This is a genomic window from Roseibium sp. (genome assembly GCF_048260565.1).
GTDB lineage: Bacteria > Pseudomonadota > Alphaproteobacteria > Rhizobiales > Stappiaceae > Roseibium.
Window position 1 is genome coordinate 245633 of record NZ_JBLXGP010000003.1, and the last position, 23239, is coordinate 268871.

The 23239-nt window shown below is 62.9% G+C and carries 24 protein-coding genes and 1 riboswitch; of the genes, 10 read left to right on the top strand and 14 right to left on the bottom strand.

Annotated elements, in window-relative coordinates:
• Window positions 1–95 precede the first annotated feature (95 nt).
• Window positions 96–213: riboswitch (TPP riboswitch) on the bottom strand.
• Window positions 214–427: 214 nt separating this feature from the next.
• Entirely contained in the window at window positions 428–1324 is an 897-nt protein-coding gene (locus tag ACN0SO_RS09340) for an NAD(P)-dependent oxidoreductase (RefSeq protein WP_417676868.1), read from the top strand.
• A 36-nt stretch (window positions 1325–1360) separates the two neighbouring features.
• Here ACN0SO_RS09340 and ACN0SO_RS09345 read toward each other — a convergent pair whose 3' ends face one another.
• The 11 genes from ACN0SO_RS09345 to ACN0SO_RS09395 all read right to left on the bottom strand — a co-directional run bounded on the left by ACN0SO_RS09345 (window position 1361) and on the right by ACN0SO_RS09395 (window position 11528).
• Complete coding sequence (locus ACN0SO_RS09345) at window positions 1361–2860, bottom strand: mannitol dehydrogenase family protein (RefSeq protein ID WP_417676870.1); 1500 nt, start codon at window positions 2858–2860, stop codon at window positions 1361–1363.
• Between the two features lie 97 nt (window positions 2861–2957).
• Entirely contained in the window at window positions 2958–3731 is a 774-nt protein-coding gene (locus ACN0SO_RS09350) for an L-iditol 2-dehydrogenase (protein ID WP_417676872.1), read from the bottom strand.
• Window positions 3731–4729: an ABC transporter ATP-binding protein gene (locus tag ACN0SO_RS09355; RefSeq protein WP_417676874.1), complete on the bottom strand. Its 999-nt coding sequence runs from the start codon at window positions 4727–4729 to the stop codon at window positions 3731–3733. The genes ACN0SO_RS09350 and ACN0SO_RS09355 overlap by 1 nt, the downstream gene beginning before the upstream one ends.
• A 10-nt stretch (window positions 4730–4739) precedes the next feature.
• A complete protein-coding gene (locus tag ACN0SO_RS09360) occupies window positions 4740–5570 on the bottom strand; it encodes a carbohydrate ABC transporter permease (protein ID WP_417676876.1) in 831 nt (276 codons plus the stop codon).
• Between the two features lie 2 nt (window positions 5571–5572).
• A complete protein-coding gene (locus ACN0SO_RS09365; protein WP_417676878.1) occupies window positions 5573–6445 on the bottom strand; it encodes a carbohydrate ABC transporter permease in 873 nt (290 codons plus the stop codon).
• 76 nt (window positions 6446–6521) lie between these two features.
• Window positions 6522–7835, bottom strand: a complete 1314-nt coding sequence (locus ACN0SO_RS09370; protein WP_417676880.1) for an ABC transporter substrate-binding protein — start codon at window positions 7833–7835, stop codon at window positions 6522–6524.
• A gap of 288 nt (window positions 7836–8123) precedes the next feature.
• On the bottom strand, window positions 8124–9080 hold the full coding sequence (locus ACN0SO_RS09375) for a sugar-binding transcriptional regulator (RefSeq protein WP_417676882.1): 957 nt from the start codon (window positions 9078–9080) through the stop codon (window positions 8124–8126).
• Window positions 9081–9098: 18 nt separating this feature from the next.
• A complete protein-coding gene (locus tag ACN0SO_RS09380; protein WP_417676884.1) occupies window positions 9099–9815 on the bottom strand; it encodes an HAD family hydrolase in 717 nt (238 codons plus the stop codon).
• A 110-nt stretch (window positions 9816–9925) separates the two neighbouring features.
• Entirely contained in the window at window positions 9926–10588 is a 663-nt protein-coding gene (locus ACN0SO_RS09385; RefSeq protein WP_417676886.1) for an FMN-dependent NADH-azoreductase, read from the bottom strand.
• The gene (locus tag ACN0SO_RS09390; protein WP_417676888.1) at window positions 10588–11052 is read right to left on the bottom strand and encodes a GNAT family N-acetyltransferase; all 465 of its coding nucleotides are present in this window, start codon (window positions 11050–11052) and stop codon (window positions 10588–10590) included. The genes ACN0SO_RS09385 and ACN0SO_RS09390 overlap by 1 nt, the downstream gene beginning before the upstream one ends.
• The gene (locus ACN0SO_RS09395) at window positions 11052–11528 is read right to left on the bottom strand and encodes a carboxymuconolactone decarboxylase family protein (RefSeq protein ID WP_417676890.1); all 477 of its coding nucleotides are present in this window, start codon (window positions 11526–11528) and stop codon (window positions 11052–11054) included. The genes ACN0SO_RS09390 and ACN0SO_RS09395 overlap by 1 nt, the downstream gene beginning before the upstream one ends.
• A 66-nt stretch (window positions 11529–11594) precedes the next feature.
• Between ACN0SO_RS09395 and ACN0SO_RS09400 the strand changes: the two genes are divergently transcribed.
• The 9 genes from ACN0SO_RS09400 (at window position 11595) to ACN0SO_RS09440 (ending at window position 20633) form a co-directional block, all read left to right on the top strand.
• Window positions 11595–12077: a MarR family winged helix-turn-helix transcriptional regulator gene (locus ACN0SO_RS09400; RefSeq protein WP_417676892.1), complete on the top strand. Its 483-nt coding sequence runs from the start codon at window positions 11595–11597 to the stop codon at window positions 12075–12077.
• Window positions 12078–12282: 205 nt separating this feature from the next.
• Entirely contained in the window at window positions 12283–13317 is a 1035-nt protein-coding gene (locus tag ACN0SO_RS09405) for an ABC transporter substrate-binding protein (RefSeq protein ID WP_417676894.1), read from the top strand.
• A gap of 1 nt (window position 13318) precedes the next feature.
• Window positions 13319–14125 carry an ABC transporter ATP-binding protein gene (locus tag ACN0SO_RS09410; RefSeq protein ID WP_417676896.1) on the top strand — a complete coding sequence of 269 codons (807 nt, stop codon included), beginning with the start codon at window positions 13319–13321 and terminating at the stop codon, window positions 14123–14125.
• Between the two features lies 1 nt (window position 14126).
• Entirely contained in the window at window positions 14127–14945 is an 819-nt protein-coding gene (locus tag ACN0SO_RS09415; RefSeq protein ID WP_417676898.1) for an ABC transporter permease, read from the top strand.
• A 31-nt stretch (window positions 14946–14976) separates the two neighbouring features.
• The gene (locus ACN0SO_RS09420) at window positions 14977–16338 is read left to right on the top strand and encodes an FAD-dependent oxidoreductase (RefSeq protein WP_417676900.1); all 1362 of its coding nucleotides are present in this window, start codon (window positions 14977–14979) and stop codon (window positions 16336–16338) included.
• Window positions 16335–17492, top strand: a complete 1158-nt coding sequence (locus ACN0SO_RS09425) for a CaiB/BaiF CoA transferase family protein (protein ID WP_417676902.1) — start codon at window positions 16335–16337, stop codon at window positions 17490–17492. Before ACN0SO_RS09420 ends, ACN0SO_RS09425 begins: the two co-directional genes overlap by 4 nt.
• Window positions 17489–18262 carry an enoyl-CoA hydratase-related protein gene (locus tag ACN0SO_RS09430; protein WP_417676904.1) on the top strand — a complete coding sequence of 258 codons (774 nt, stop codon included), beginning with the start codon at window positions 17489–17491 and terminating at the stop codon, window positions 18260–18262. The genes ACN0SO_RS09425 and ACN0SO_RS09430 overlap by 4 nt, the downstream gene beginning before the upstream one ends.
• 32 nt (window positions 18263–18294) lie before the next feature.
• Complete coding sequence (locus tag ACN0SO_RS09435) at window positions 18295–19218, top strand: LysR family transcriptional regulator (protein WP_417676906.1); 924 nt, start codon at window positions 18295–18297, stop codon at window positions 19216–19218.
• Window positions 19215–20633, top strand: coding sequence for an amidohydrolase family protein (locus ACN0SO_RS09440; protein ID WP_417676908.1), 1419 nt, complete (start codon window positions 19215–19217; stop codon window positions 20631–20633). The genes ACN0SO_RS09435 and ACN0SO_RS09440 overlap by 4 nt, the downstream gene beginning before the upstream one ends.
• Window positions 20634–20645: 12 nt before the next feature.
• On the opposite strand, the gene ACN0SO_RS09445 is transcribed toward ACN0SO_RS09440, so the two are convergent.
• The 3 genes from ACN0SO_RS09445 to ACN0SO_RS09455 all read right to left on the bottom strand — a co-directional run bounded on the left by ACN0SO_RS09445 (window position 20646) and on the right by ACN0SO_RS09455 (window position 22896).
• The gene (locus ACN0SO_RS09445; protein WP_417676910.1) at window positions 20646–21521 is read right to left on the bottom strand and encodes a dihydrodipicolinate synthase family protein; all 876 of its coding nucleotides are present in this window, start codon (window positions 21519–21521) and stop codon (window positions 20646–20648) included.
• Window positions 21522–21541: 20 nt separating this feature from the next.
• Complete coding sequence (gene fdxA, locus ACN0SO_RS09450) at window positions 21542–21883, bottom strand: ferredoxin (RefSeq protein ID WP_417676912.1); 342 nt, start codon at window positions 21881–21883, stop codon at window positions 21542–21544.
• A 113-nt stretch (window positions 21884–21996) separates the two neighbouring features.
• Complete coding sequence (locus ACN0SO_RS09455; protein WP_417676914.1) at window positions 21997–22896, bottom strand: LysR family transcriptional regulator; 900 nt, start codon at window positions 22894–22896, stop codon at window positions 21997–21999.
• Window positions 22897–23239: the final 343 nt, after the last annotated feature.

The following is a 23239-nucleotide window of genomic DNA, read 5'->3' on the forward strand; positions in this document are numbered from 1 at the left end:
GAGCCTCCTCGCTTGAAGCAAAAGAGACCCAGTTCGCCGTATCGAATGGAGATTGGCCGCTTGGAGAGACGCTCGTGAAACATCACGGATAACGCGAGGCAGCCGGTTCACCATCCCTACGCCAGTGTGAACTGGATCAGGTTCATCGGGTCACTGCGCTGCCTGCGGCCAGCAGTATCTCAGCCCCTTGTCGGGACCCCCCGGGTGAGGCGCAAAGACTGCGCGGTCGCAGACGCTTTGTCAATCGCCGTCGACCGGCGCCTGAAATCTCACGTGGGGAAATGCAGCAAGCCGGACCTCCGTCTCGCGTTCTTCGCGATTTATCCGATTTACTGAAGTGGCTCTTAAGAAATATTCGTTTTTCTTAAGCGTTTTCGGTGACTAGGGTCTGGTTTCCAGACCTATGAACACGCCGAAGGAGCCCGCGATGATATTTCCGATCCCTACTGGTTTCATCGGCATCGGAACCATGGGCGAGCCGATGGCATTGAACCTCGTCCGCGCCGGCACGCCGCTTGTTGTCTGGAACCGGACGCGGGAGAAGTCCGAACCCCTGGAACAGGCAGGGGCGCGTGTCGCCGATGATATCGCCGATCTCTTTGCGGCATGCGAGACGATCATCCTGATGCTGGCCGACGGTGCATCGACGGACGCCGTGCTCGACCGCGGCGGAGCCGATTTTTCGAAACGGGTCGCAGGGCGCACAATCGTTGCCATGGGCACCGTGTCGGCCGGTTATTCCAACGGCCTGGGAGCGGACATTCGCGCTGCCGGAGGCCGTTACGTGGAAGCGCCGGTTTCCGGCTCGCGCAAGCCGGCGGAAGCCGGACAGCTTGTCGGTCTGCTGGCGGGTGAGGCGGACGATCGTGCGCGCCTTCGCCCGCTGCTTTCGCCGATGTGCCGCGAGGTCTTCGATTGCGGTCCGGTCCCCGGCGCCTTGCACATGAAGCTCGCGATCAACACGTTTCTGATCACGCTGGTCACCGGTTTCGCGGAGGCGTCGCATTTCGCCGCCCGCCATGACCTCGACATGGCTCGCTTCGTGGACATTCTGAACGCCGGTCCCATGGCCAGTGACGTGTCTCGCGTCAAGGCGGAGAAGATCCTGCATCGCGATTTCGCACGCCAGGCGGGCATTTCCGACGTCCTGAAAAACAGCCGTCTTGTGGTCGAGGCCGCCCGCGAGGCCTCCATTGCCTCGCCGCTGATGGACCTCTGCTTCGCGCTTTACGGGGAGACCGAAGCCCTGGGGCTCGGAGAGGACGACATGATCTCGGTCGTAAGGGCGATCGAGGAACGCACCGGAGCAATGGCGCACGCCTGAATTTCCCTTGGCGCAGGCTGGCGTTGCAGCGTTCGTTCACCGGGAAAGCGGTATCGATTCAGATCCTGGTTCCTGAAGAAAACGTTGCAGGACCGTACGGGCACCCTCCCGCCAGACGGTCTCCAATTGACGGGAAAAGGCGGTCCTGAACCGTTCGTCCCGGCCGAGATCGCCGAACACTTCTCCGATCGCAAGGAAAGCAGTCGGATCGTCATGGGCGGCGAGTGCGGCAGACTGAAGGATGTCCCGACGTTCGTCTTCCAGCGGGATTTCGTTTGCGGCGACCGCAGTTTCGGCGCAGTAGCGACACCAGAAGGCCACCTCCAGAGCCAGTCCCTCGACAGACCGGCCGGCGCGCAGGGCATCGGCGATCGTCGGCAGGATAAACTTCGGCTGCCGGTTGGAGCCGTCCAGGCACAGGCGGGCGATGGTGTCGCCGACGGCCGGATTGGCGAAGCGCTCCGCACAGGTCTCCAGATAGGTGTCGAAGGAAATGCCCGGGATCGCAGGCACCACCGGGATGACCTCGCTGCGGATCAGCCGATGCAGCCAGCCGGCGATATCGGGATCCGCCATGGCCTCGTGGACATACGTATGACCCAGGAGCGCTGACGGATAGGCGATGGCCGCATGGCCGCCGTTCAGGATGCGCAGCTTCATCAGCTCGTAAGGCGCGACATCGGCGACGAACTCCACGCCGACTTCCTCAAGACGCGGGCGCCCCGCCGGAAAGCGATCCTCCATCACCCATTGCCGGAAGGGTTCGCAAGCCACGGGGGCGGCATCCTCGATACCGAACTTGTCCCGCACCAGCGCCCGTTCCCGGTCCGAGGTCGCCGGCGTGATGCAGTCGACCATGCTGTTGGGGAAGGCGACGTCCGCTTCGATCCAGCCGGCCAGATCCGGCGTCATCAGGCGGGCAAGACCGACCACCGCCTGCCGGGCCACGTGGCCGTTTTCGGGGAGGTTGTCGCAGGAAAGGATCGTGAAGGGCGGAATATCCTGGTCCTTGCGCAGGCCGAGGGCGGAAATCAGGATGCCGAACACCGTCTGCGGGTCGCCCGGATTTTCGATATCATGGACAATGTCCGGATGCGCGGCGTCGAAACCACCGGTGTTGGCATCGACGTAATAGCCGCCTTCGGTGATGGTCAGCGACACGATCCGGATTTCCGGCCTGACCAGGGTTGCGATCAGGCTGGTCGGGTCGGTTTCCGCAAAGCCGATCATGGTCCCGGTGATGCGGGCGTTCAGTCCGTGCGGGTCCAGTTCGACGACGGTCGTCAGCCAGTCCTGCTTTTCCAGGCGTTCGCGCATGGCCGCGTCATAGGGTTTGATGCCGGCGCCGATCAGGGCCCAGTCATGATCGAGGCCCTTGTTGAACAGCCGGTCCAGATAGACCGCCTGATGGGCCCGGTGAAAGTTGCCGACACCGATGTGCACAATGCCCGGAGAGAGATCTTCGCGGGCATAAGCCGGCTTTTCGACATTCGCGTCGATGGCCGGCAGGGTGGACAGGGACAAGATACTTGCCACGTTCGCCTCTTATGTCTTGGTCCATGCCCCGGCAGCGGCCTGCCGTCGGGACATGGACAGGGAGTGCGGGGCCGGAGGGAGGGCCGAACCCCGCTTGTCAACTCATCCAGTTGCCGCCGTCGACGTTGTAAGTCTGGGCGACGATGTAATCGCTTTCGGGACCCGCCAGGAAAACCGCCATGCCGGTCAGATCTTCGGCGGTTCCCATGCGTCCGTAGGGCACGGCTTCGCCGACAAGGCGCTTCTTCTCGCCGGGAGCCAGGTGTTCGTATTTTGCAAACAGGGCGTCGACGCCGTCCCAGTGTTCGCCGTCGACGACGCCGGGCGCGAGCGCGTTCACGTTGATGCCGTGTTTGATCAGGTCGAGGCCGGCGGACTGGGTCAGGCTGATGACGGCGGCCTTGGTGGCGCAGTAGACGGCGACCAGGGGCTCGCCGCGGCGTCCCGCCTGACTTGCCATGTTGATAATCTTGCCGCCCTTGCCGCGTGCGATCATGGTCTTTGCGACGGCCTGCAGCGTGAACAGGCAGCCGGCCACGTTGATCGAAAACAGCCGGTCGTAGCTCGCGCGGCTAATCTCGACGATGGGGGCCAGATCGAACAGGGCGGCATTATTGACCAGAATATCGATCCCGCCGAAATCGCGGACGGTGGCGGCAACAGCGTCATCAATGGAGGCCTGGCTGGTGACATCCAGAGCACAGGCATGGGCTTGGGGCCCGATCTCCTTCGCGGTCTGTTTCGCCCGCTCCAGGTCGATATCGGCAATGACGACGGTGGCGCCTTCGCGCACGTAGGCTTCCGCAAACGCCCTGCCGATGCCGCGCGCGGCCCCCGTGATCAGGGCCGTCTTGTCCGCCAGACGCTGCATCAGATCGTCTTTCCGCTCGCATCAAAACGGTGCAGGTTTTCGGCAGTCGGAGAGAGATAAACCGTGTCGCCGTGATGAATGCCGGCTTCGCCTTGGGTTCGGACCGTCAGCGGATCCATGCCTTCGGCGTTCACATAAAGGAATGTGTCGGAGCCCAGATGTTCGGCAACGGCCACCTTGCCCTTCCAGGCCCCTTCCGTCGTCGACAGGGTCAGGTGTTCCGGGCGGATGCCTATGGTGTGAGCGCCATGCTTGCCGGCTTCCGCGCCGGAGATGAAATTCATCTTCGGCGAGCCGATGAAGCCGGCGACGAACTTGTTCGCCGGTGACCGGTAGAGGTCCAGCGGCGAACCCACCTGTTCGATCCGTCCGGCATGCAGCACAACGATCTTGTCGGCCATGGTCATGGCTTCCACCTGGTCGTGGGTCACGTAGATCATGGTGGTCGCGAGCGACTGATGCAGCTCGGAGATTTCCAGGCGCATGTTGACCCGCAGTGCCGCGTCCAGGTTCGACAGGGGTTCGTCGAACAGGAAGGCGGCCGGCTCGCGGACGATCGCGCGGCCGATGGCGACGCGCTGGCGCTGGCCGCCGGACAGTTGCCCCGGACGGCGGTCCAGATAGTCGGTCAGGTTCAGGATCTTTGCCGCGGAGGTGACCCGCCGTTCCTGTTCGGCCGCATCCATCTTCGCCATCTTCAGCGGGAAGGCGATGTTCTTGCGCACCGACATGTGCGGGTAGAGCGCATAGGACTGGAACACCATGGCCAGGCCGCGTTTTGCCGGCGGCACTTCGGTGGCGTCGCGGCCGTCGATCTCGATCACGCCCGAGGTGACGTCCTCAAGCCCTGCGATCAGACGCAGGAGCGTGGACTTGCCGCAGCCGGAGGGGCCGACGAAGACGACGAATTCCCCGTCCTCGATCTCCAGATCCAGCGATGGAATGACCATGGCCTCGCCAAAGGCCTTGGTGACGTTCTTGAGTGAAATCTTTCCCATCGTTCGGCTCCTACTTCACAGCGCCAAAGGTCAGGCCGCGCACCAGCTGTTTCTGGCTGAACCAGCCGAGAACAAGGATCGGAGCGATGGCGAGTGTCGAGGCGGCAGACAGTTTTGCGTAGAACAGACCTTCCGGGCTGGAATAGCTGGCGATGAAGGCCGTGAGCGGTGCCGCCTTGGCCGCTGTCAGGTTGAGGGTCCAGAAGGCCTCGTTCCAGGCGAGGATGATGTTGAGCAGAAGGGTCGAGGCGATGCCCGGAACCGCCATGGGCGTCAGGACATGGACCACTTCCTCCCACAGGCCGGCACCGTCCATGCGGGCCGCTTCCAGGATCTCGCCCGGAATTTCCTTGAAGTAGGTGAACAGCATCCAGACGATGATCGGCAGGTTGATCAGGGTCAGGACGATCACCAGCCCGAGCCGCGTGTCCAGAAGTCCGGTGTCGCGGAACAGGAGGTAGATCGGGATCAGCACGCCGACCGGCGGCAGCATCTTGGTGGACAGCATCCACATCAGCACGTCCTTGGTCCGCTTGCCCGGCACGAAAGCCATGGACCAGGCGGCCGGAATGGCGATCGCCAGACCGAGCAGGGTCGAGCCGACCGAAATGATCACCGAGTTCATGAAATGCAGGAAGTAGTTCGACCTGGAGTTCACTTCCGAATAGTTTTCCAGCGTCCAGTCGAAAAACAGGAACCTGGGCGGTGAGGCGATGGCCTCGGCCTCGGTCTTGAAGCTCGTCAGGATCGTCCAGAGGATCGGAAAGAAGATCGCAATGCCGACGGCCCAGGCGACGATCGTCACCAGGGTCTTGCGCCGGTTGGAAACACGCCGTGCCATGCTCAGGCCTCCAGGTTCTTGCCGATCATCCGCATCAGGAAGACAGCAACGATGTTGGCCAGGATGACGGCAACGATGCCGCCGGCGGAGCCGCCGCCCACGTCGAACTGCAGAAGCGACTGGGCGTAGACGAGATAGGTGATGTTGGTGGACGCGTAGCCCGGACCGCCGTTGGTGGTGACCAGGATTTCGGCGAAGACCGACAGCAGGAAGATGGTCTGGATCAGGATCACGACCGTAATCGCACGCGCCATGTGCGGCAGCACGATATAGATGAAGCGGTTGCCGAAATTGGCGCCGTCCATCTCGGACGCCTCGAGCTGTTCCTGGTCGAGGGACTGCAGGGCGGTCAGCAGGATCAGGGTGGCGAACGGCAGCCATTGCCAGGCGACGATCAGGATGATCGAGGCGAGCGGGGCATGGGCGAGGAAGTCGAACGGCTCAAGCCCGAGACCCTTGGCCAGATGGGCGAACAGGCCGTTGACCGGATTCATGAACATGTTCTTCCACACCAGCGCGGAAACCGTCGGCATGACGAAGAACGGGGCTATCACCAGGATCCGGACGATGCCCTGGCCCCAGAACGGCTGATCGAGCAGCAGCGCCAGTGCCGTTCCGCCGACGATGGTGATGACGAGCACGCCGCCGACCAGCAACAGGGTGTTGGCAAGGGCCGCGAAAAACGCCGGATCGGTCAGAAAGAACCTGTAGTTGGTGAAGCCGATGAACTCTTCCATTCCCGGCATCAGCAGATTGTAGCTGAGGAACGAGAAATAGATGGTCATGGAGAGCGGAACGATCATCCAGCCAAGCAACAGAAGCACGGCAGGTGAGATCATGAACCGCGCCGCGACGCGGGAATGAGCGGTTGCCATTGGTCCAGCCAATCGAAAAAGAGCGAGAAAAGAGCGGGCCGGCCCCGGCTGGAACCGGCCCGAGTTCAGGCATCGCTTATTTGATGTAACCGGCCTTCATCATGGTGCGCTCGGTTATCATCTGGGCGTTCTTCAGTGCCTGGTCCGCGGTCACGGAGCCTGCAAGCGCAGCTGAGAACTGCTGGCCGACGGCCGTCCCGATTCCCTGGAATTCGGGAATGGCGACGAACTGGACACCGACATAGGGAACCGGGTCCACGGTCGGATTCTGCGGGTCGGCGGCGTTGATGCTTTCCAGCGTCATTTTGGCGAAGGGGGCTGCTTCCTGATACTTCGCGTTCTCATAGAGCGAGGTGCGGGTTCCGGGAGGAACGTTCGCCCAGCCTTCCTTGGAAGCGACGAGGTCCAGGTAGTCCTTGGAGGTTGCCCAGGCGATGAACTTCTTGGCGGCGTCCACTTTCTGCGAACCGGCAGGGATACCCAGGCTCCAGGCCCAGAGCCAGTTGCCGCGCTTGCCGAGGCCCTTGTCCGGCGCCAGGGCGAAGCCGACCTTGTCGGCGACCGTGGAATCCTTCGGATTGGTCACGAAGGAGGCGGCCACCGTGGCATCGATCCACATGCCGCACTTGCCGGTCTGGAACAGGGACAGGTTCTCGTTGAAACCGTTGTTGGAGGCGCCCGGAGGACCGTAGTTGTTCATCAGGTCCAGATAGTCGGTCAGCGTTGCCTTCCAGGCCTCACTGTCGAACTGAGGCTTCCAGTCCATGTCGAACCAGCGGGCGCCGTAGGAATTGGACATGGCGGTGAGGAAGGCCATGTTCTCGCCCCAGCCGGCCTTGCCGCGCAGGCAGATGCCGTAGACCTCGTTGTCCTTGTCGGTCATGGCTGCCGCGGCCTTCTTGATGAAGTCCCAGGTCGGCGCATCCGGCATTTCCATGTTGGCCTTTTTCATCAGGTCGGTGCGGTACATCACCATGGAACTTTCGCCGTAGAACGGGGCGGCATAGAGCTTGCCGTCGACGGTCAGACCGCCGCGGATCGCGGGAAGCAGGTCGTCGACGTCATAGGAGGCAGGCAGGTCGTTCAGGTCGACCAGCCAGCCCTGCTTGGCCCAGATCGGAACCTCGTAGGTGCCGATGGTCATGATGTCGTACTGGCCGCCCTTGGTGGCGATGTCGGTGGTGACGCGCTGGCGAAGGACGTTCTCCTCGAGCGTCACCCACTCCACTTCGATGCCCGGATTTTTCGCGGTGAAATCGTCCGTCAGCTTCTGCATGCGGATCATGTCGCCGTTGTTGACGGTCGCGATGGTGAGTTTTTCGGCGAGCGCGGGCGAAACAGCCAGCGTCAATGCGGTCGCCCCCAAAAGGGCGCGTACGAAAACGGTCATGATTTCCTCCCAAAGCTCACTTGTGAGCATTTGCTAATTTGACGGGCAAATTCTCACAAATGTACGCGGTTGCGTCAAGACGGTCCCGCATTCCGAAGGGGCACTTTCGTTGTTGCGGTGCGAAATTCCGTTTATCTTCTGAGGGTTGGTTTGTTGGAAAATTGTCCGTCCGCCGAAACGACCGTCTCGGATGGCTGTTTTTATGCGCAAACCGGACGGTGTCGCGAGCGGTGGAATTACAATCTATCGGATGCGGTGATTTACTTCAGCAACCGAATTAGGGCGTGTTCAACCGGCCAACAGGCTTTCGGCCGTCGCTTCGTTGGTGATCAGAGCACTCAGGAGACGGCCGCGCAGGGCGCCGCCGATGGCCGCGACCTTCCCTTCGCCGGCGGCGATGCCGATCACGGTCCGGGAGGTTGCCGGTTCCAGAGGGGCACTGGCCACCCGGCTGTTGGTCAGGCCTTCGATGAGTCGCCCGTTGCGGTCATAGACCCAGCTTGTGATTTCACCGACCGCGCCGGCGGCGGTGAGATCGTTCAACTCGGCGAGATCGATAAAGCCGTCGACATAAAGCGGCGCGGTTTCGTCCATGTTGCCGACGCCGACGAAGGTCACGTCGGCCCTGGCGGAGAGTTCCAGAATGTTGTGCACCGGTTCCAGCCCGTGGAGCAAGGCGCGTTCTTCCGTCGAGCGGGCAAAGACCGGGAGCGGCATCGGGTAGTGGGTCGCGTTGACCCGGTCCGCCATGCGGATGATGACGTTATAGGCGGACGCCGAGCCGTCGAAGTTCATGTTGCCCAGCAGGGAAACGATTTTGTGCTGCGGGCAGTCCATCAGCGGAAGCTGTTCGACCGAGGCCCGGAGCGTACGCCCGGTGCCGAAGGCGATGATCTTCGGATCGGGGCATTTGAGATGCCGTTCCATTTCCGCCGCCGCCGCCTGGGCCAGGCCGACAATGGAAAAAGGGTCGGCTGGATCGCTCGGGACGATTTCGCACATCTCCAGCCCGAAATGCTGCTTCATCCGGGCGGCAAGTTCCATGCAGCGCGCGATCGGATGGTCGAGGCGGACCTTGATCAGCCGTTCGCTGACGGCAAGCGAAACGAGACGCTGAGCCGACTGGCGGGAGACGCCGAGCTTGCGGGCGATTTCGTCCTGGGTGTTGCCGGCGACGTAATACAGCCAGCCCGCGCGGGCCGCGTCGTCCAGGCGCGTGGCGTCGATGTCTGTCTTGGGCGCCATACTCGGTTCCGTCAGCGATCAGCGTTTTTTCAACTCAGGGGCCATATCAAAAAAAGACGGCCAAGTGTCAAAAAACGGAACCGGTGGTGTCAATGACTGACCCAGAATGTCGGTGTGATCCAGATGGCTGCCGCCGACGAAATGCCAGACGTTCATGCCGGCGGCGCGGGCCGCTTCGATGCCGGGGCCGCTGTCCTCAATGACCAGACAGGCCTCCGGGCGGGCACCGCAGGCGGCGGCGGCATGTAGGAAAAGATCCGGCGCCGGCTTCCCGTGTTCAACCATGGACGCGGTAAAGACCGCGTCGCCGAAATACCTGTCGAGCCCGGTCAAATGGAGCGAGCGGGAGGCCCGTTCAGGACTGCTGCTGGTGGCCACGCAGGCGCGGACGCCAAGATTGTCCAGAATGTCGAAGATGCCGGCGACCGGCTTCAGGTCGGTCTCGAAGGCGGCCAGCAATTTGCGCCTGTAATCGGCCTCGAACGTCTCCGGCAGGTTCACGTTGAAGGTCGTTCGGATGTTCGCCGCGACCTTCGGAAAGCTCCTGCCCAGGAAGTTTGCCTTGAAATAGGGAAAGTCGGCTTCAACCCCGAAGTCCTCTAGTGCTGCCATCAGCGTCCTGGCGCTGATGATCTCGCTGTCGATGAGAACGCCGTCGCAGTCGAAGATCACGAGGTCTATGTCGCCGGTATCCACGGGAGCGGCAGCATCCGTTATCGGTGAGAAATCGGGCATGGGTCTCGACAGTCAGGGTTGCGAAGCGGGGCAGGGCCGTTGCCGGCGGCGGAAATCTACAGACGTTCTGTGTCAGCGCCAAGACCGGTTGATTGCCTTAAGGGCCGATCTCAAAGTTCGGCAGGTGCCTTTGCCGCAACAGCCTGCCGGACTAGCCGGTCCCTGATATGGGCGGCGATACCGTCGATCTGTGCCATGGCCGCCTTCTCCGAACGGTCGACCGCCTCCGGCCCCCGAAGCAGGCTGTCCAGGCGGATCGTGCTCAGATCTGTCAAGCCGATGGTGGCCAGGACGTAACGCACGTAAGGGGTCAGGAAATCGGTCTGTGCCGGCGGCCTGTCGCCGACGGGACCGCCGCTTGCCGCGATGAGCACGACCGGGCGATCTGCCAGCAGGCCGACCTTGCCGGCAGGCGTACCGCGAAAGGTCCGGTTCGGGCGCACCACCAGATCGATCCAGGCTTTGAAGGTGGCAGGCACGGTGAAATTGTGCATGGGGCTGTCGATCACGAGGACGTCGGAAGCCTCCAGCTCCGCGATCAGGGATTCGGAGACTTCCAGGTTGCGCCTGTGCTGGTCCGTGCGCTGCTCTGCTGGACAAAGGCTCGCCTCAGTGAAGCGGGCGTCGGGCCAGGGCGGGGGTGTCAATGCCAGGTCCCGCCTTGTCACCTCCAACGTCGTTTCCGCGCACAGGCGGTTGACCATCAGTTGGCCGATCTTCCGGCTGTGGGAGAGGGTGTCGCGGGGACTGGCGCTGATGTGGAGCAGGGGCATCAGGCTGTCTCCGCTTGGTTGCTCGAGAGAGTTCCATAGAAACGCAAGGCACGTGCGAGCAATCCTTCGCGATAATAGAACCGATGCCCGAGCACGTTGGTGAGAGGCGTGTCGAGGATCAGCTTTTCCAGACCGAGGGCGCGTCCTTCCTCCTTGAGGCGAACCATCAAAACGTGTCCGAAACCGCTGCCGCGCGCGGTTTCGTCGGTGACGAGATCGTCCACGTAGAGATGGACGCCATGGACAAGATTTTCCTGCACGCGGAAGCCGGCGAGCGCGACGGGCACATGGTCCTGCCACAGGACGATCAGCCGATAGCCGGCCTCGCGTTGTCTGTGCCAGCGGTCGACGAACTCCCGCTCGCTGGCAAGATGAGGCCGAAGCTGGCGCATCAGTTCAAAGCAGCGGATCACGTCCGATTCTTCATCCGCATAGCGCAGGTCCAGCGTTTGGGCGGCCGTCATCACGCGCTTTCCTTTGAGGCAACAAGCGGCTTGAACCGGAACGGGCCGGCGATCCGGTTCCAGGTGTTGATCGTGCCGATGGTGATGGTCAGGAGTTCGGTTTCTTCTTCGCTGAAGAGTTTGCGCACAGCTTCCCATGCGGCATCGGAAACGCCGGTCCCGTCCAAACGCGTCAATGCCTCCGCCCAACCGAGCGCGGCAAGTTCCCTTTCCGAGTAGACGCCGGCATCGTGCCAGGTCGCCAGGAGGTCGAGTTTCACTTGATCGACGCCGAGTTTGCGGGCGATGTTCAGGTGCAATTGGAAGCAAAAGGCACAGCCGTTGAGCTGGGAAACCCGCAGCTTGATCAGTTCCGCCAGCGCCTTGTCGAGACCGCCATCGGTGGCAGTGTTCCCAAGAGCGACCAGAGCCGCATAGGCGGCTTGCTGCCGGTTCTTGAAGGTTTCATAGCCGATACGCGCATCACCTGAAGACATCGCTGGTCCTTTCCGTTCAACCGGTTTAATGTCAGAGTACGAACAAGATATAAGAGTTCTGATATTATGCGCAAGGACAAATCGGACCGGCGGATTGGCGTGCCTGAGGCAGGCGAGGGAAAACGCGGCGAAGAAGGCTATCTGGGCTATCTGCTGCGCCAGGCCGCGAACGCCGCGCATAACCGGATGAGCCATGTGCTCGCCGATCTCGACGTCACGCCGCCGCAGTTTTCCGTCCTGACCATGATCGGGGCCTATCCGGGCATTTCGAACGCGGATCTCGCCCGCCTGGCTTTGCTGACGCCGCAGACGGTCAGCGTGATCATCGCCAATCTGGACAAGAGCGGCCTGATATCGCGCCGGCCCCACGCGGTCCACGGCCGGATCAAACAGCTCGACCTGACCGAACGCGGTCAAAACCTTCTGAGCGAGGCGCGCGTGCGGGCGCATGCGGTCGAGGCGGAATTGCTCGGCTGTGTGCCGGAAGAGGACGTTCCGGCTGTCCGGCGCTGGCTGGCCTCCGTCGCGAAAATCACGGCCAATTCGTAATCGGTCTGGCGGGACCGGCTACCGCCTATCGTGTCGTCGGCTGGGCGGGGCAGTCTGACGCGCTTAAACGACCCGTTCTAATATCGGCATCAACACCAGCGAAATTTTCTTCTTTATTCGAACGGGTCATTGCGGAAAGCTCGGTTTGTCGCCGTTCCGCGAGGTCCGAGGGGGGCCTTGAGCACAACAACAAGGAGAACCCGACATGTCAGACGCTTCCGTCAGCAAACGTACCTTCCTGAAATATTCCGCCGCCGCCGCGCTGAGCGCGGGCACGTCCTCCCTGATCGGCGTCAGCCGCTCCATCGCCGCCTCCATGCCCAAGGTTACCATGCAGCTGGGCTGGCTGGCATCGAACGGTATCCTTGGCGAGGTCGCCGCCAATGCGAAAGGCTTCTACAAGGAAGAAGGGGTCGAGCTGGAGATCGTTCCGGGCGGTCCCAATGTGGATGGCGTCGGAAGCGTCGCAGCCGGCCGGGCAACGCTCGGACAGATCTCCTCCAGCCCCTCGGTGATGCTCGCGCGCTCCGCCGGTATTCCGGTCAAGGCGATTGCCGCCGGCTACCAGAAGCATCCGTTCACATACTTTTCCCTGGAAAGCGATCCGATCCGCTCTGCGAAGGACATGATCGGCAAGACCATCGCGACCCAGCCCACGGCCTTCATTCTGCTCAGGGCGCTGATTGCCGCGAACGGCATCGCGGAAGACCAGGTCGAGATCGTCAACATGGGCTCCGACATGAACCAGCTCCTGACCGGACAGGCCCAGGCGGTCACCGGCTGGCTGACCAACACCAATGCGCTGAAGGTTCTCGGCGAAGACCGGGTCGACCTGATGCTGTGGGATACCGGCATCCAGCTCTATGCCAACGTCTATTACTCCACCGACACGGAGATTTCGGACAATCCGGACGTGCTGGCAAGCTACCTGCGCGGGTCCGCACGCGGCTGGGGCTTCGTCAAGGAAAACCCCGAAGCCGCCGTCGACATGCTGGTCGAGGCCTATCCGAACCTGGACCGGGCCAGCGAACTCGAGGCGGTCAAAACCGTCCTTGGTTTCAGCTTCAACGATGTGACCGCCAAGGACGGCTGGGGCGCGATGAACCGGGCGAACTGGGAAAAGCAGGTGAAGACCTACGCCGATCTCGATCAGTTCAAGGGCGAGGTGCCGACCGTCGACGATGTCATGACCACGAAGATCCTGGACATGACCGCCGAAACCCGCGCCAAGGTCGGCTGATATGGCTCTGGCCCTTAAGGAAACCGGCCCGGCGGCAGGCGCGGACGACGCGCCTGCCATGGCCATCAGGGTGTCCGGCATCGATGTCTGTTTCGGCGAGGGGGAGAACCGCTTTCAGGCGCTGTCCGACGTTTCGCTGGAAATCGCCGATGGCTCCTTCGTCACCATCCTGGGACCGTCGGGCTGCGGCAAGTCGACGTTGCTGCGCGCCATCGCCGATCTCGTGCCCACCGCAAGGGGCTCGATCGCGGTGCACGGCAAGACGCCGCATGATGCCCGCCGGGACCGGAATTTTTCCTTCGTCTTCCAGGATGCGACGTTGCTGCCCTGGCGCAGCGCAATCGACAACGTGCGCCTGCCGCTTGAGGTGGGCGGCGGCGATACGCATGGAGATGCGGAAGGCCTCCTGGAACTGGTCGGGCTGAAGGGGCGCGAAAAGGCGTTGCCGGACGAATTGTCCGGCGGCATGCGTCAGCGGGTCGCGATCGCGCGCGCCCTGGTGACCAAGCCGAAGATCCTGCTGATGGACGAACCCTTCGGTGCGCTCGACGAGATCACCCGCGACAAGCTCAACGAAGAGCTTCTCAGGATCTGGCAGGAAACGGGAACCACCATCCTGTTCGTGACCCACTCCATCCCCGAAGCCGCCTTCCTCGGCCAGAACGTTCTGATGCTTGCCGCACATCCGGGACGGGTGAAGGAATTCATGGAAGTGGACCTCCCGCATCCGCGCAGGCTGACCGTGCGCGACACGCTGGAATTCGTCCAGATCACCGCGCATCTGCGCCAGCAACTGGAGGAATGCTGACATGGCCGAGGCTAGCTATGCACAGGTGCAGACATCGTCCGCTCCGCGCGCGTTCAGGATCTTCGACCTCTTGAACCGGAAAGGGCCGGCGATCGCCGCGGTCATCGGGCTTGTCGTCCTGTGGCAGGGAATCGTCTGGGGCTTCGAGGTTCCGACCTATATCGCGCCCGGTCCGATGGATGTGATCAGGGCCTTCCAGGAAAACGCCGGAACGCTTTGGAGCAATTTCTGGCCGACCTTCATGGAGGCGCTTTTAGGGTTCGCCGCCGGCAATCTGGTCGCGATCCTGCTCGCCGTCCTGTTCGTTCACAGCCGGACCGCGGAAAACGCCTTCTACCCGATCGCGGTGTTCATCAACACCATTCCGATCATCGCGGTGGCGCCGATCCTCGTGCTGATCTTCGGCAACGGACTGGCTCCGAAGATCATCATCGCCGGGCTGATCTGCTTCTTCCCGACGCTGGTCAACATGGTGCGCGGCCTGAAGGCCGTTTCGCCCGCAACCCTGGAACTGATGCGCGTCCTGTCCGCCTCCGAATGGGAGACGTTCTGGAAGGTGCGGATCCAGAGCTCGCTGCCGTTCCTGTTCGCCGCGCTGAAGATTGCCAGCACCACCTGCGTGATCGGCGCGATCGTGGCGGAATGGATCGGGTCCAACTTCGGCCTGGGAGCCCTGATCATCGAGGCCACCTACAATTTCCGCTCGCCGCTTCTCTACGCAACGGTCTTTCTCGCGGCTCTTCTGGCCGTGCTGCTCTTCTCGCTCGTCAGCTTCGCCGAGGCCCGGCTGATCCGCTGGAAGACACCGGCCGTCCACTGAGATCAGCGACCCAAATATCTGGAGAAAAACAATGAATGCTCCCACCATCAAGGAAGCAACACGGGAGGTGCCCGTTGCCGACAGGTCAGACGTCGTCGTTGTCGGCGGCGGTCCGGCCGGGATTTCGGCGGCGGTAACGGCGGCGCGCTGCGGCGCCAGCGTCACGCTTCTGGAACGTTATCCCTATCTCGGCGGTCTCGCCTCGGGCGGGATGGTGCTTGTCCTCGACGACATGCACAACGACACCGAAATCACGGTGACCGGCATCTGCCTGGAAATGATCGAGCGGATGAAGATGAAGGGCCTCTGCGTCACGCCGGAAGATCGCGAACGCATGCCGGACATGCGCGACACGCCGGAGATGTGGCGCAAGTACGCACGCTGGGGCCTGTTCGATTTTCATACCCAGAAGATGCCGCATCCGATCTGCTTTTCGGCGTCTTTCGATCCGGACGGCTTCAAGCGCGCCACCTATGATCTGATTGACGAGGCGAAGGTCAAACTGCGCCTGCACAGCTGGTTTTCCTCCGCCATCGTTGAGGACGGCCAGATCAAGGGCGTCATCTGCGATACCAAGGAAGGCCGTCAGGCGATCCTCGGGGACGTGGTGATCGACGCGACCGGAGACCTGGACGTGGCGGCGAGCGCCGGCGCCAGGTTCCAGGAGTCCTCGTTCATCCTGACCACGGTTTCCCGCTGGGGCAACGTGGATACGGACCGCGCGGAAGCCTTTCAGTTCGACGAACCGGAACGGTTCCAGAAGCTCGACCATGAAGCCAAGCGGATCATCGGTGGCTGCTGGGCCTACTGGTGGCTGAAAACGCCGCTGCCGGGTGTCGTCTGGCTGAACTGCCCGCACATGCCGCAATACAGCGGGCTGAAGGTCGCCGACCTGACCGCGGCCGAGTTCGAGGGCAGGGCGCGGATCGACCGGCTGCTTGCCTTTGCGCGCGAGAACATGCCGGGCTTCGAGAAGACCCACATCGTCGACTTCGCGCCCCAGACGGGCGTGCGCACGACCAGGCTGCTGGAAGGCGAATACGTCGTGACCAAGGACGACGTCATGCAGCGGCGCTATTTCGACGACACCGTCTGCCGGGGCCGCGACTATTACACGCCGTACCGGGCGCTGCTGCCGAAGGACATCGATCAGTTGCTGGTCGCCGGCCGGCATTATTCGGCAACGCCGCAGGCGCAGAAGAAGAGCCGTGAAATCCCGCCCTGCATGGCGCAGGGCCAGGCCGTGGGCGTCGCCGCGACCGTGGCGCTTAACGCCGGCACCGTGGTGCGCGACGTCGATATCACCGCAATTCAGAAACAGATGCGCGCCCTCGGCGCCGATCCGGGCGACAAACCGTCCGCCAATGCAAGCTTTTTGGAGGCCGCAGAATGACGCCGCTCCCGCTCGACGGAATCCGCGTGATCGATTTTACCCAGGTGATGCTCGGCCCGAGCTGCACCCAGGTGCTCGCCGACTACGGCGCCGAGGTGATCAAGATCGAGAAGGAAAAGATCGGCGACCTGTCGCGCTGGTCGCTCGGATCGGATCCGGACGGCCTGAACAATCCTGTGTTCGCATCGCTCAACCGCAACAAGAAGAGCGTGGCGCTCAACCTGAAGAGCGACGAAGCGCGCCAACAGGTACTGGAGCTGATCGACGGCGCGGACGTCGTCGTCAGCAATTTCCGGCCCGGCGTCATGGAGCGCATGGGCTTCGGATATGAAGAGCTGAAGAAGCGCAACAAGGGGATTATCTTTGCGCTTGGCACCGGCTTCGGCCTGGAAGGCCCGAACCGGCACAAGGGCGGCCAGGACATTCTCGCCCAGGCCATGACCGGCGTGATGGACCGGCGCGTGGACCGCGGCCAGCCGATCACCATCTATCCGACGTCCCTGTGCGACTACACCGCCGGCATGCACCTGGTTCAGGGCATTCTGCTCGCTCTGTTCCAGCGCCAGAAGACCGGGGAGGGCCAGACGGTTGCCGTCAGCCTTTATAATTCCATGCTGGCGATGCAGATGCAGGAAGCCGCCGCCCACATGATGCGGGACAAGGACCTCAACTGGGCCGCCTTCCCGCTGACCGGCGTGTTCGAGACGACGGACCGTCCCTTCGTGATGGTCGGAGCGTTCAAGGAAAATCCGCTGCGCGATATCTGCCAGGCGCTCGAGATCGACGACCTGTCCAAGGAGGAACGGTTCAAGGACTTCGACAGCCAGGCCGCGCACCGGGCGGAGTTGCAGGCGCTGTTCAGGGAGAAATTCGCCGAGAAGAGCCGCGAGCACTGGCTGAAGCGGCTGGAGGAGGTCGACATTCTGTGCGCGCCGGTTCGCACCATGGGCGAAGCGCTCGACGACGAGCAGACCAGGGTCAACCGGATGGTGATCGATGCGGGCGAAACCGCAGCCGGTCCGGTCCGTCTCGTGGCGAGCCCGATCGACATGTCCGCCGCGCCGCTCGCCATCCGCCAGGCACCGCCGACGCTCGGCGAGCACAACGGGGAAATCCTCGGGGCCCTGGAAGAGCGAAAGGCGGACGTGGCGTGACCATTCACTACGAAGTCGGCGAACGGGTCGCGCGGATTACCATCGACCGTCCGGACCGCATGAACGCCATCGACCAGGAGGCGGAGCGCGAGCTGGAAAAGGTCTGGAGCGATCTGGAGTCGAGAACCGACGTCAGTTGCGCCGTCCTGACCGGGGCGGGCGATCGGGCCTTTTCCGTCGGTGCCGACATGAAGGACACGTCGCTTTCAGGCCTGGAATACTGGGCGGCCGCGCGGCCGAACGGCTTCGGCGGGATCAGTTTCCGCCGCAGCCTCGATATTCCGCTGGTCGCGCGCGTCAACGGTTATGCGCTCGGCGGCGGGTTCGAGATGGTGCTTGGCTGCGACATCGTCATCGCGGCCGAAAGTGCCAAATTCGGCCTGCCTGAGGCCCGTGTCGGGCGCATGCCGCTCGACGGCGGCATGGTGCTCCTGCAGCGGAAGATCGCCCATAATCTCGCCATGGGCGTGATGCTGAGCGGCCGGCGGTTTACGGCCGCCGACATGGCCGCCTACGGTATCGTCAACGAAGTCGCCCCCGATACGGACCTGGACGCGGCGGTGGATCGCTGGGTTGCCGATATCGTGTCGCTGGCGCCGTTGTCGCTCAAGGCCATCAAGCAGGTGGTCAACCGGACGGCCCATCTTTCTCCGGCCGAGGCTCAGGCCCTGCGGCTTCCCGCTGTTGTGCAGGCGCTGAAAAGCGAAGATGCTGAGGAAGGCGTGCGTGCCTTCGTTGAAAAGCGTGCGCCGGTTTGGCAGGGAAGATAAGACTGCCAGGTGTAGTGCCGGAAGGACGCGGAATGCATGCATCGGTTTTACGCTATTTCGTCTGTGTCGCCCGCGCCGGGTCGATTCGGCAGGCGTCCGAAGAGCTGCATGTCGCGTCCTCGGCGATCAGCCGCCAGATCCTGAAGCTGGAAGAAGAGCTCGGCACGTCGCTGTTCGAGCGCCTTCCCAACGGACTGCGGCTGACCCGCGCCGGCGAGATCGTGCTTTCGCACGCACGCAACACGCTGCACGACTTCGACATCATGAAGGGCGAGCTGGGCGACCTTGAAGGCAAGAAGACCGGCCGCGTCCGCATCGCCTGTCTCGACAGCCTGGCGATCCAGTTCCTGCCCGATCGGGTCATGGCCTTCAACCGCCAGCACCCGGCGGTGGATTTCTATATCCGCAGCGACAATTACAGCCAGATCTTCGGCTTCGTCGCCGACGGCGAGGTCGATGTCGGCCTGACCTTCGACCTTGCGCGACCGGAGGACATCCGGCGTGTCGCCGGTGTGCGCATGCCGCTGATGGCCATGGTGGGGAAAAGCCATCCGCTTGCCCGAATGAAAGCCGTCACGCTTCAGGAATGCGCCCAGTTCAACCTGCTTCTGCAGCTCGACAACGAGGTGATGAGTTCGATGATCGCCATCGAACTGTCGGCGCTCGACCGGGCGGGACGGACGCTGGTTGCCACCAACAACCAGATGATGCTGAAACCTCTGATCCTGAATGGAACCGGTGTCGCCTTCTTCACCCCCTTCGGGCTTATCGAGGAACTGAAGTCCGGTGACGTGGTCGCCGTGCCGATTGCCGGATCGCGGCTGCAGGACCTGGAGGTCGGCGTGGTCGTCGCCAAACGCCGGCCCCTGACCGGGGCGACCCAGGCCGTGGCGGAGTTTCTCGCCGGCGAACTGAAGACGTTCGCGGACGAGATCCAGGAGGTGCTGGCGCGATGAGCGTGGTGCTGTCCGCCGAGCGGTACCTGGCGCAGCCGGGCGTCGGTCCGGCGGAACGGAACGTGGAGATCGAGGTTAGCGAAGATGGCCCCGTCTCTATCCGTCCCGGACAGGGCCGTTCCGGTGTCCTTGCCATGCCGGCACCCGTTAATGCGCATGACCACGGCTACGGTATCCGCACGCTCGATTTCGGCCTGCTCGACGATGCGCTGGAAACCTGGATACCGGGCTTGCGGGTCCGGCCCGCGACCGATCCTTACCTCGAAGCGCTGGTCTCTTTTGGGCGTCTGTTGCAGTCCGGCTGCAGCGCGACCATGCACTGCCACAATTCCCTGAACGTCGACAGTCTGGTCGAGGAAGCCGGTGCCGTGGCACGGGCTGCCCGCGATAGCGGCATCCGGCTCGGACTGTCCTGCCCGCTTCTGGATGCCTCGCCCTGGATTTATGGCGATGTGGAAGCGCTGCGCAGCCTGGCGGGAGAGGCGCAATGGGCGCAGCTTTCCGTTCTGCTGCCACGCTATGCGCCGGTCTCGGCCCAGATCGAGGCGGTGGAGCAGGTTGCGACGGAACATGCCGGTCATGGCGTCGACGTTCAATACGGACCGATCGGCCCGCAATGGGCGAGCGATGCCCTGCTGGAAGCGGTCGCAGAGGCGTCATGCGCGTCCGGGCGGCGCATTCACATGCATCTCCTGGAAAGCCCGCGCCAGCGGCAATGGCTCGACCGGCGCTTTCCGGGCGGGATCGTGCGGCATCTGGCGGAGATCGGCTTTCTGTCTCCACGTCTCGCGGTCGCTCATGGCGTGCAGTTGCGCCCGGAGGAATGCGAGCTGCTCGCCGAATACGGTGTGACGGTGGTGACGAACCCTTCCGCCAATCTCCGGCTCCGCTCCGGCATCGCGCCGCTGGAGACGCTCAAGTGCGCCGGCACGAAATTCGCCATCGGGCTCGACGGCACCGGTTTCGACGACGATCAGGATATCTGGCGCGAGTTGCGGCTTGCCTGGCTGCTGCATGGCGGCCGGACGCTGGAGCCGGCGCTGAGCGAAGCCGAGCTGTTCGAGGCGGTAACGGAACGCGGCGCGGCCGTCGTCAACCAGTCGATCGAAGGAGACATCGTCACGATCGATTATGGCGCCCTGACGCGGGATGCGCTGTTTGACGATCTCGATGAGGTACGGGTGCTGCTCGCCCGAATGTCCGCCGCCCATGTAATCGATCTCATCATCGCCGGGCGGCTTGTGGTCCGGGATGGCACCGTCCGGACCTTCGATTTCGATGCGGCACGGACCGAGCTTGCCGCTCAGGCCCGCGCGCAACTGCCGCGGCTCGAAACCGAGCGCGGTATCGCCCGTCAACTGGCGGATCTGATCCGCCGCTATTACCGGGATTGGGACCCTCAGGCATCAATCTAGGCTGTCTTAATCCTAGGAGGCGGCCGGAAGGGCGGTCAGCTGATCGATCTCCGCTTGCGACAACGGTGCCAGCGGCGGCAGCACGCGGGCAAAGGCGGTGTCGCCGTGAAGCCTGGCGACGAGCTGCTTGACCGCCGGGATCAGCGGAGCTGCGGAAATCGCCGCCCGGCTCGACCTGACGGCCTGGCGCAAGGCGGTGTCCGAGGGATCGCGCCAGAGCCTGGCGGCAAGCGGGGCCGACAGGTTGACGGTCGCCGAGATGCAGCCGGCAAAGCCTTTTTCCGATGCCTGCGCCAAAGCGGTCTCGTCGCTGGGGTAGACGGCGAAGCCCTCAATCTTCGCCAGTTCCGCGGCATAGTCGAGGTCGCCGGAGCTGTCCTTGGCGCCGACGATCCGTCCTGAGAAGTTCGTGGACAGGCGTTCCGCCAGAACGGGCGAAAAACGGATGCCGGTCATCTGGGGGAAGTTATAGAGCAGGATCGGGATCGGCCGGTCCGCCGTCGCTTCGACCAGGCTTGCGAAATAGCTGTAGAGCCCGTCGTCGCCGACGCCCTTGTAGTAATAGGGCGGCAGCACGAGGGCGGCGCCGAACCCCAGGTCATGGGCGTGGCGCGTCAGCTCCGTGGTTGTGGCCAGATCCGGACAGCCGGTGCCGACCATCAGCCGGGACGGGTCGAGTTCTTTCGCGATATCTGTCATCAGGGCGCGGCGCTGACCGGCGGAAAAGGACGTGGCCTCGCCGGTGGTGCCGAGCACGTTCAGCCCGTCGGCACCGTTGGCAAGCAGCCAACGGGCATGGCGCAGGAACCGTGCCCTATCGGGTGTGCCGTCTTCTGTCACCGGCGTCACGATGGCGGCGATGACGCCGCCCGGTCCATGGTCGTGCATCGTGTTCCTCCCTGGTTTTGTTATGCCTGTTGTTTCTCGCGCAGCGGATAGGCCGCCACCAGCGGGTGGTCCAACCGGGTGGTGTGGGCCTCGTCCCAGCCGCCGGGGTCTCCCCAGCCGGTGACCTCGGGCCCGAAGAACTCCCGGTTCGCCGCCTCGAAAGGCTTCATTGCGGCCGGCATCTCCTCATCGTAATGGATGGCGTCCACCGGACAGATCGACAGGCACAGGCCGCAATTGATGCATTCGTCCGGGTGGATATAGAACATCCGGCCGCCCTCGTAGATGCAGTCGACCGGGCAGGCGAGGGTGCATGCGCCGTCCTTCACATCGATGCAGGGTTCGGAAATGATATAGGCCATTCGGTCCGTGCCGGGAGTGTCGTTTCTCATACTATCGGCAGGGTCGGCGCTCTAATAAAGAAGAGTTATTCGCTATACCCGATGCCAAAACGGCAACGCGTCACAATGGTTTGCTACGCCGCCAGATCGTGGGCGCCGGTGAAATCCCGGATGAAGGTGCGCAGGGTTTCCGTCTGCCTGTAGCCTTTGCGCAGGACCAGGCTGAAGGTGCAGGTGTAGGAGATATCCTCCGGCAGGACGGCTACGAGTTCACCGGCCTCTACCCACCGCTGCGCAAGATGTTCCGGCAGGAAGCCGAGATAGTGTCCGGAGAGGACCAGCATCAATTGCGGTTCGATCTGGTGCACCGTCGCCTCGACCGGTCCCAGCAACAGCCGTTTTTCGTCCGCGGCGCGCCAATAGCCCCGGCGAATGAAGGGATGGGCGCGCAGTTGCTCGGTCGTGATCGGGGCGTCGCTTTCGAACAGCGGATGATTGCTTGCGGCATAAAGATAGTGCTGTTCGTCGTAAAGCGGGATCGCCTCCAGGCCCGAGACCAAGTGTGGGAAGCTGCCGATGCCGCAGTGGTAGTCGCCGTCATAGACCTTCTGCTGCAAGTCCTGCGGCCGGTCCTGCATCAGGGTCAGGGACACCGAGCCTTCCCGCTTGCCGAAGGCGGCGATCGCCTGGGAGATCCGGGAGTTCGGGTCGGTCACCATGCTGTCGACCAGGCCGATGCGCAACTCGCCGGTCAGGGTCCCGCGCAGCGCGCCGATTTCCGCGTCGAAATCGCCGATCGCCTTGAACAGGCGCCGGGCGGAATCGAGCACGATCTGTCCTTTCTCCGTTAGCCGGAACCCGGTGCGGCCGCGCTGGCACAGCTTGACGCCGAGCCGTTCCTCCAGGGCGGTCATGTGATTGGAGATGGTCGAGGCGCTGATGTTGAGTTCGGCTTCGGCGGCCGAGAAGGCACCGTGCCGTGCGACTGCCTCGAATACCTGGAGAAGACGAAGGTCACTGCCTGAGAATCTCATGGCTATACCAATACTCGCAAAGAATGATCCATTTGACCGCCTTTTCCAGCCCGCTGGTTAGGAGCGCTTCGCAGGGCGATGCGGGACATCGTCCAAGGAGTGCGACACGGCCAGCGGGCTGGAAAAAGCGGCCTTCGGTGGGCCAAATCGGATCTCCGGCAGCGTTCCGCCGCTTGTCCGATGTCCCGCATCGCGCTACGCGGCGCGCCTAGCCGGAGAACCGATTTGACTCCATCAAATGGGTCATTCTTTACGAGCATTGGTATTACTTTGAGAATTGCAAAACTGGAGTTTGATAATTGCTCATTTTTTCCATGTTTGCCACAGGCTAGGCTGCATATTC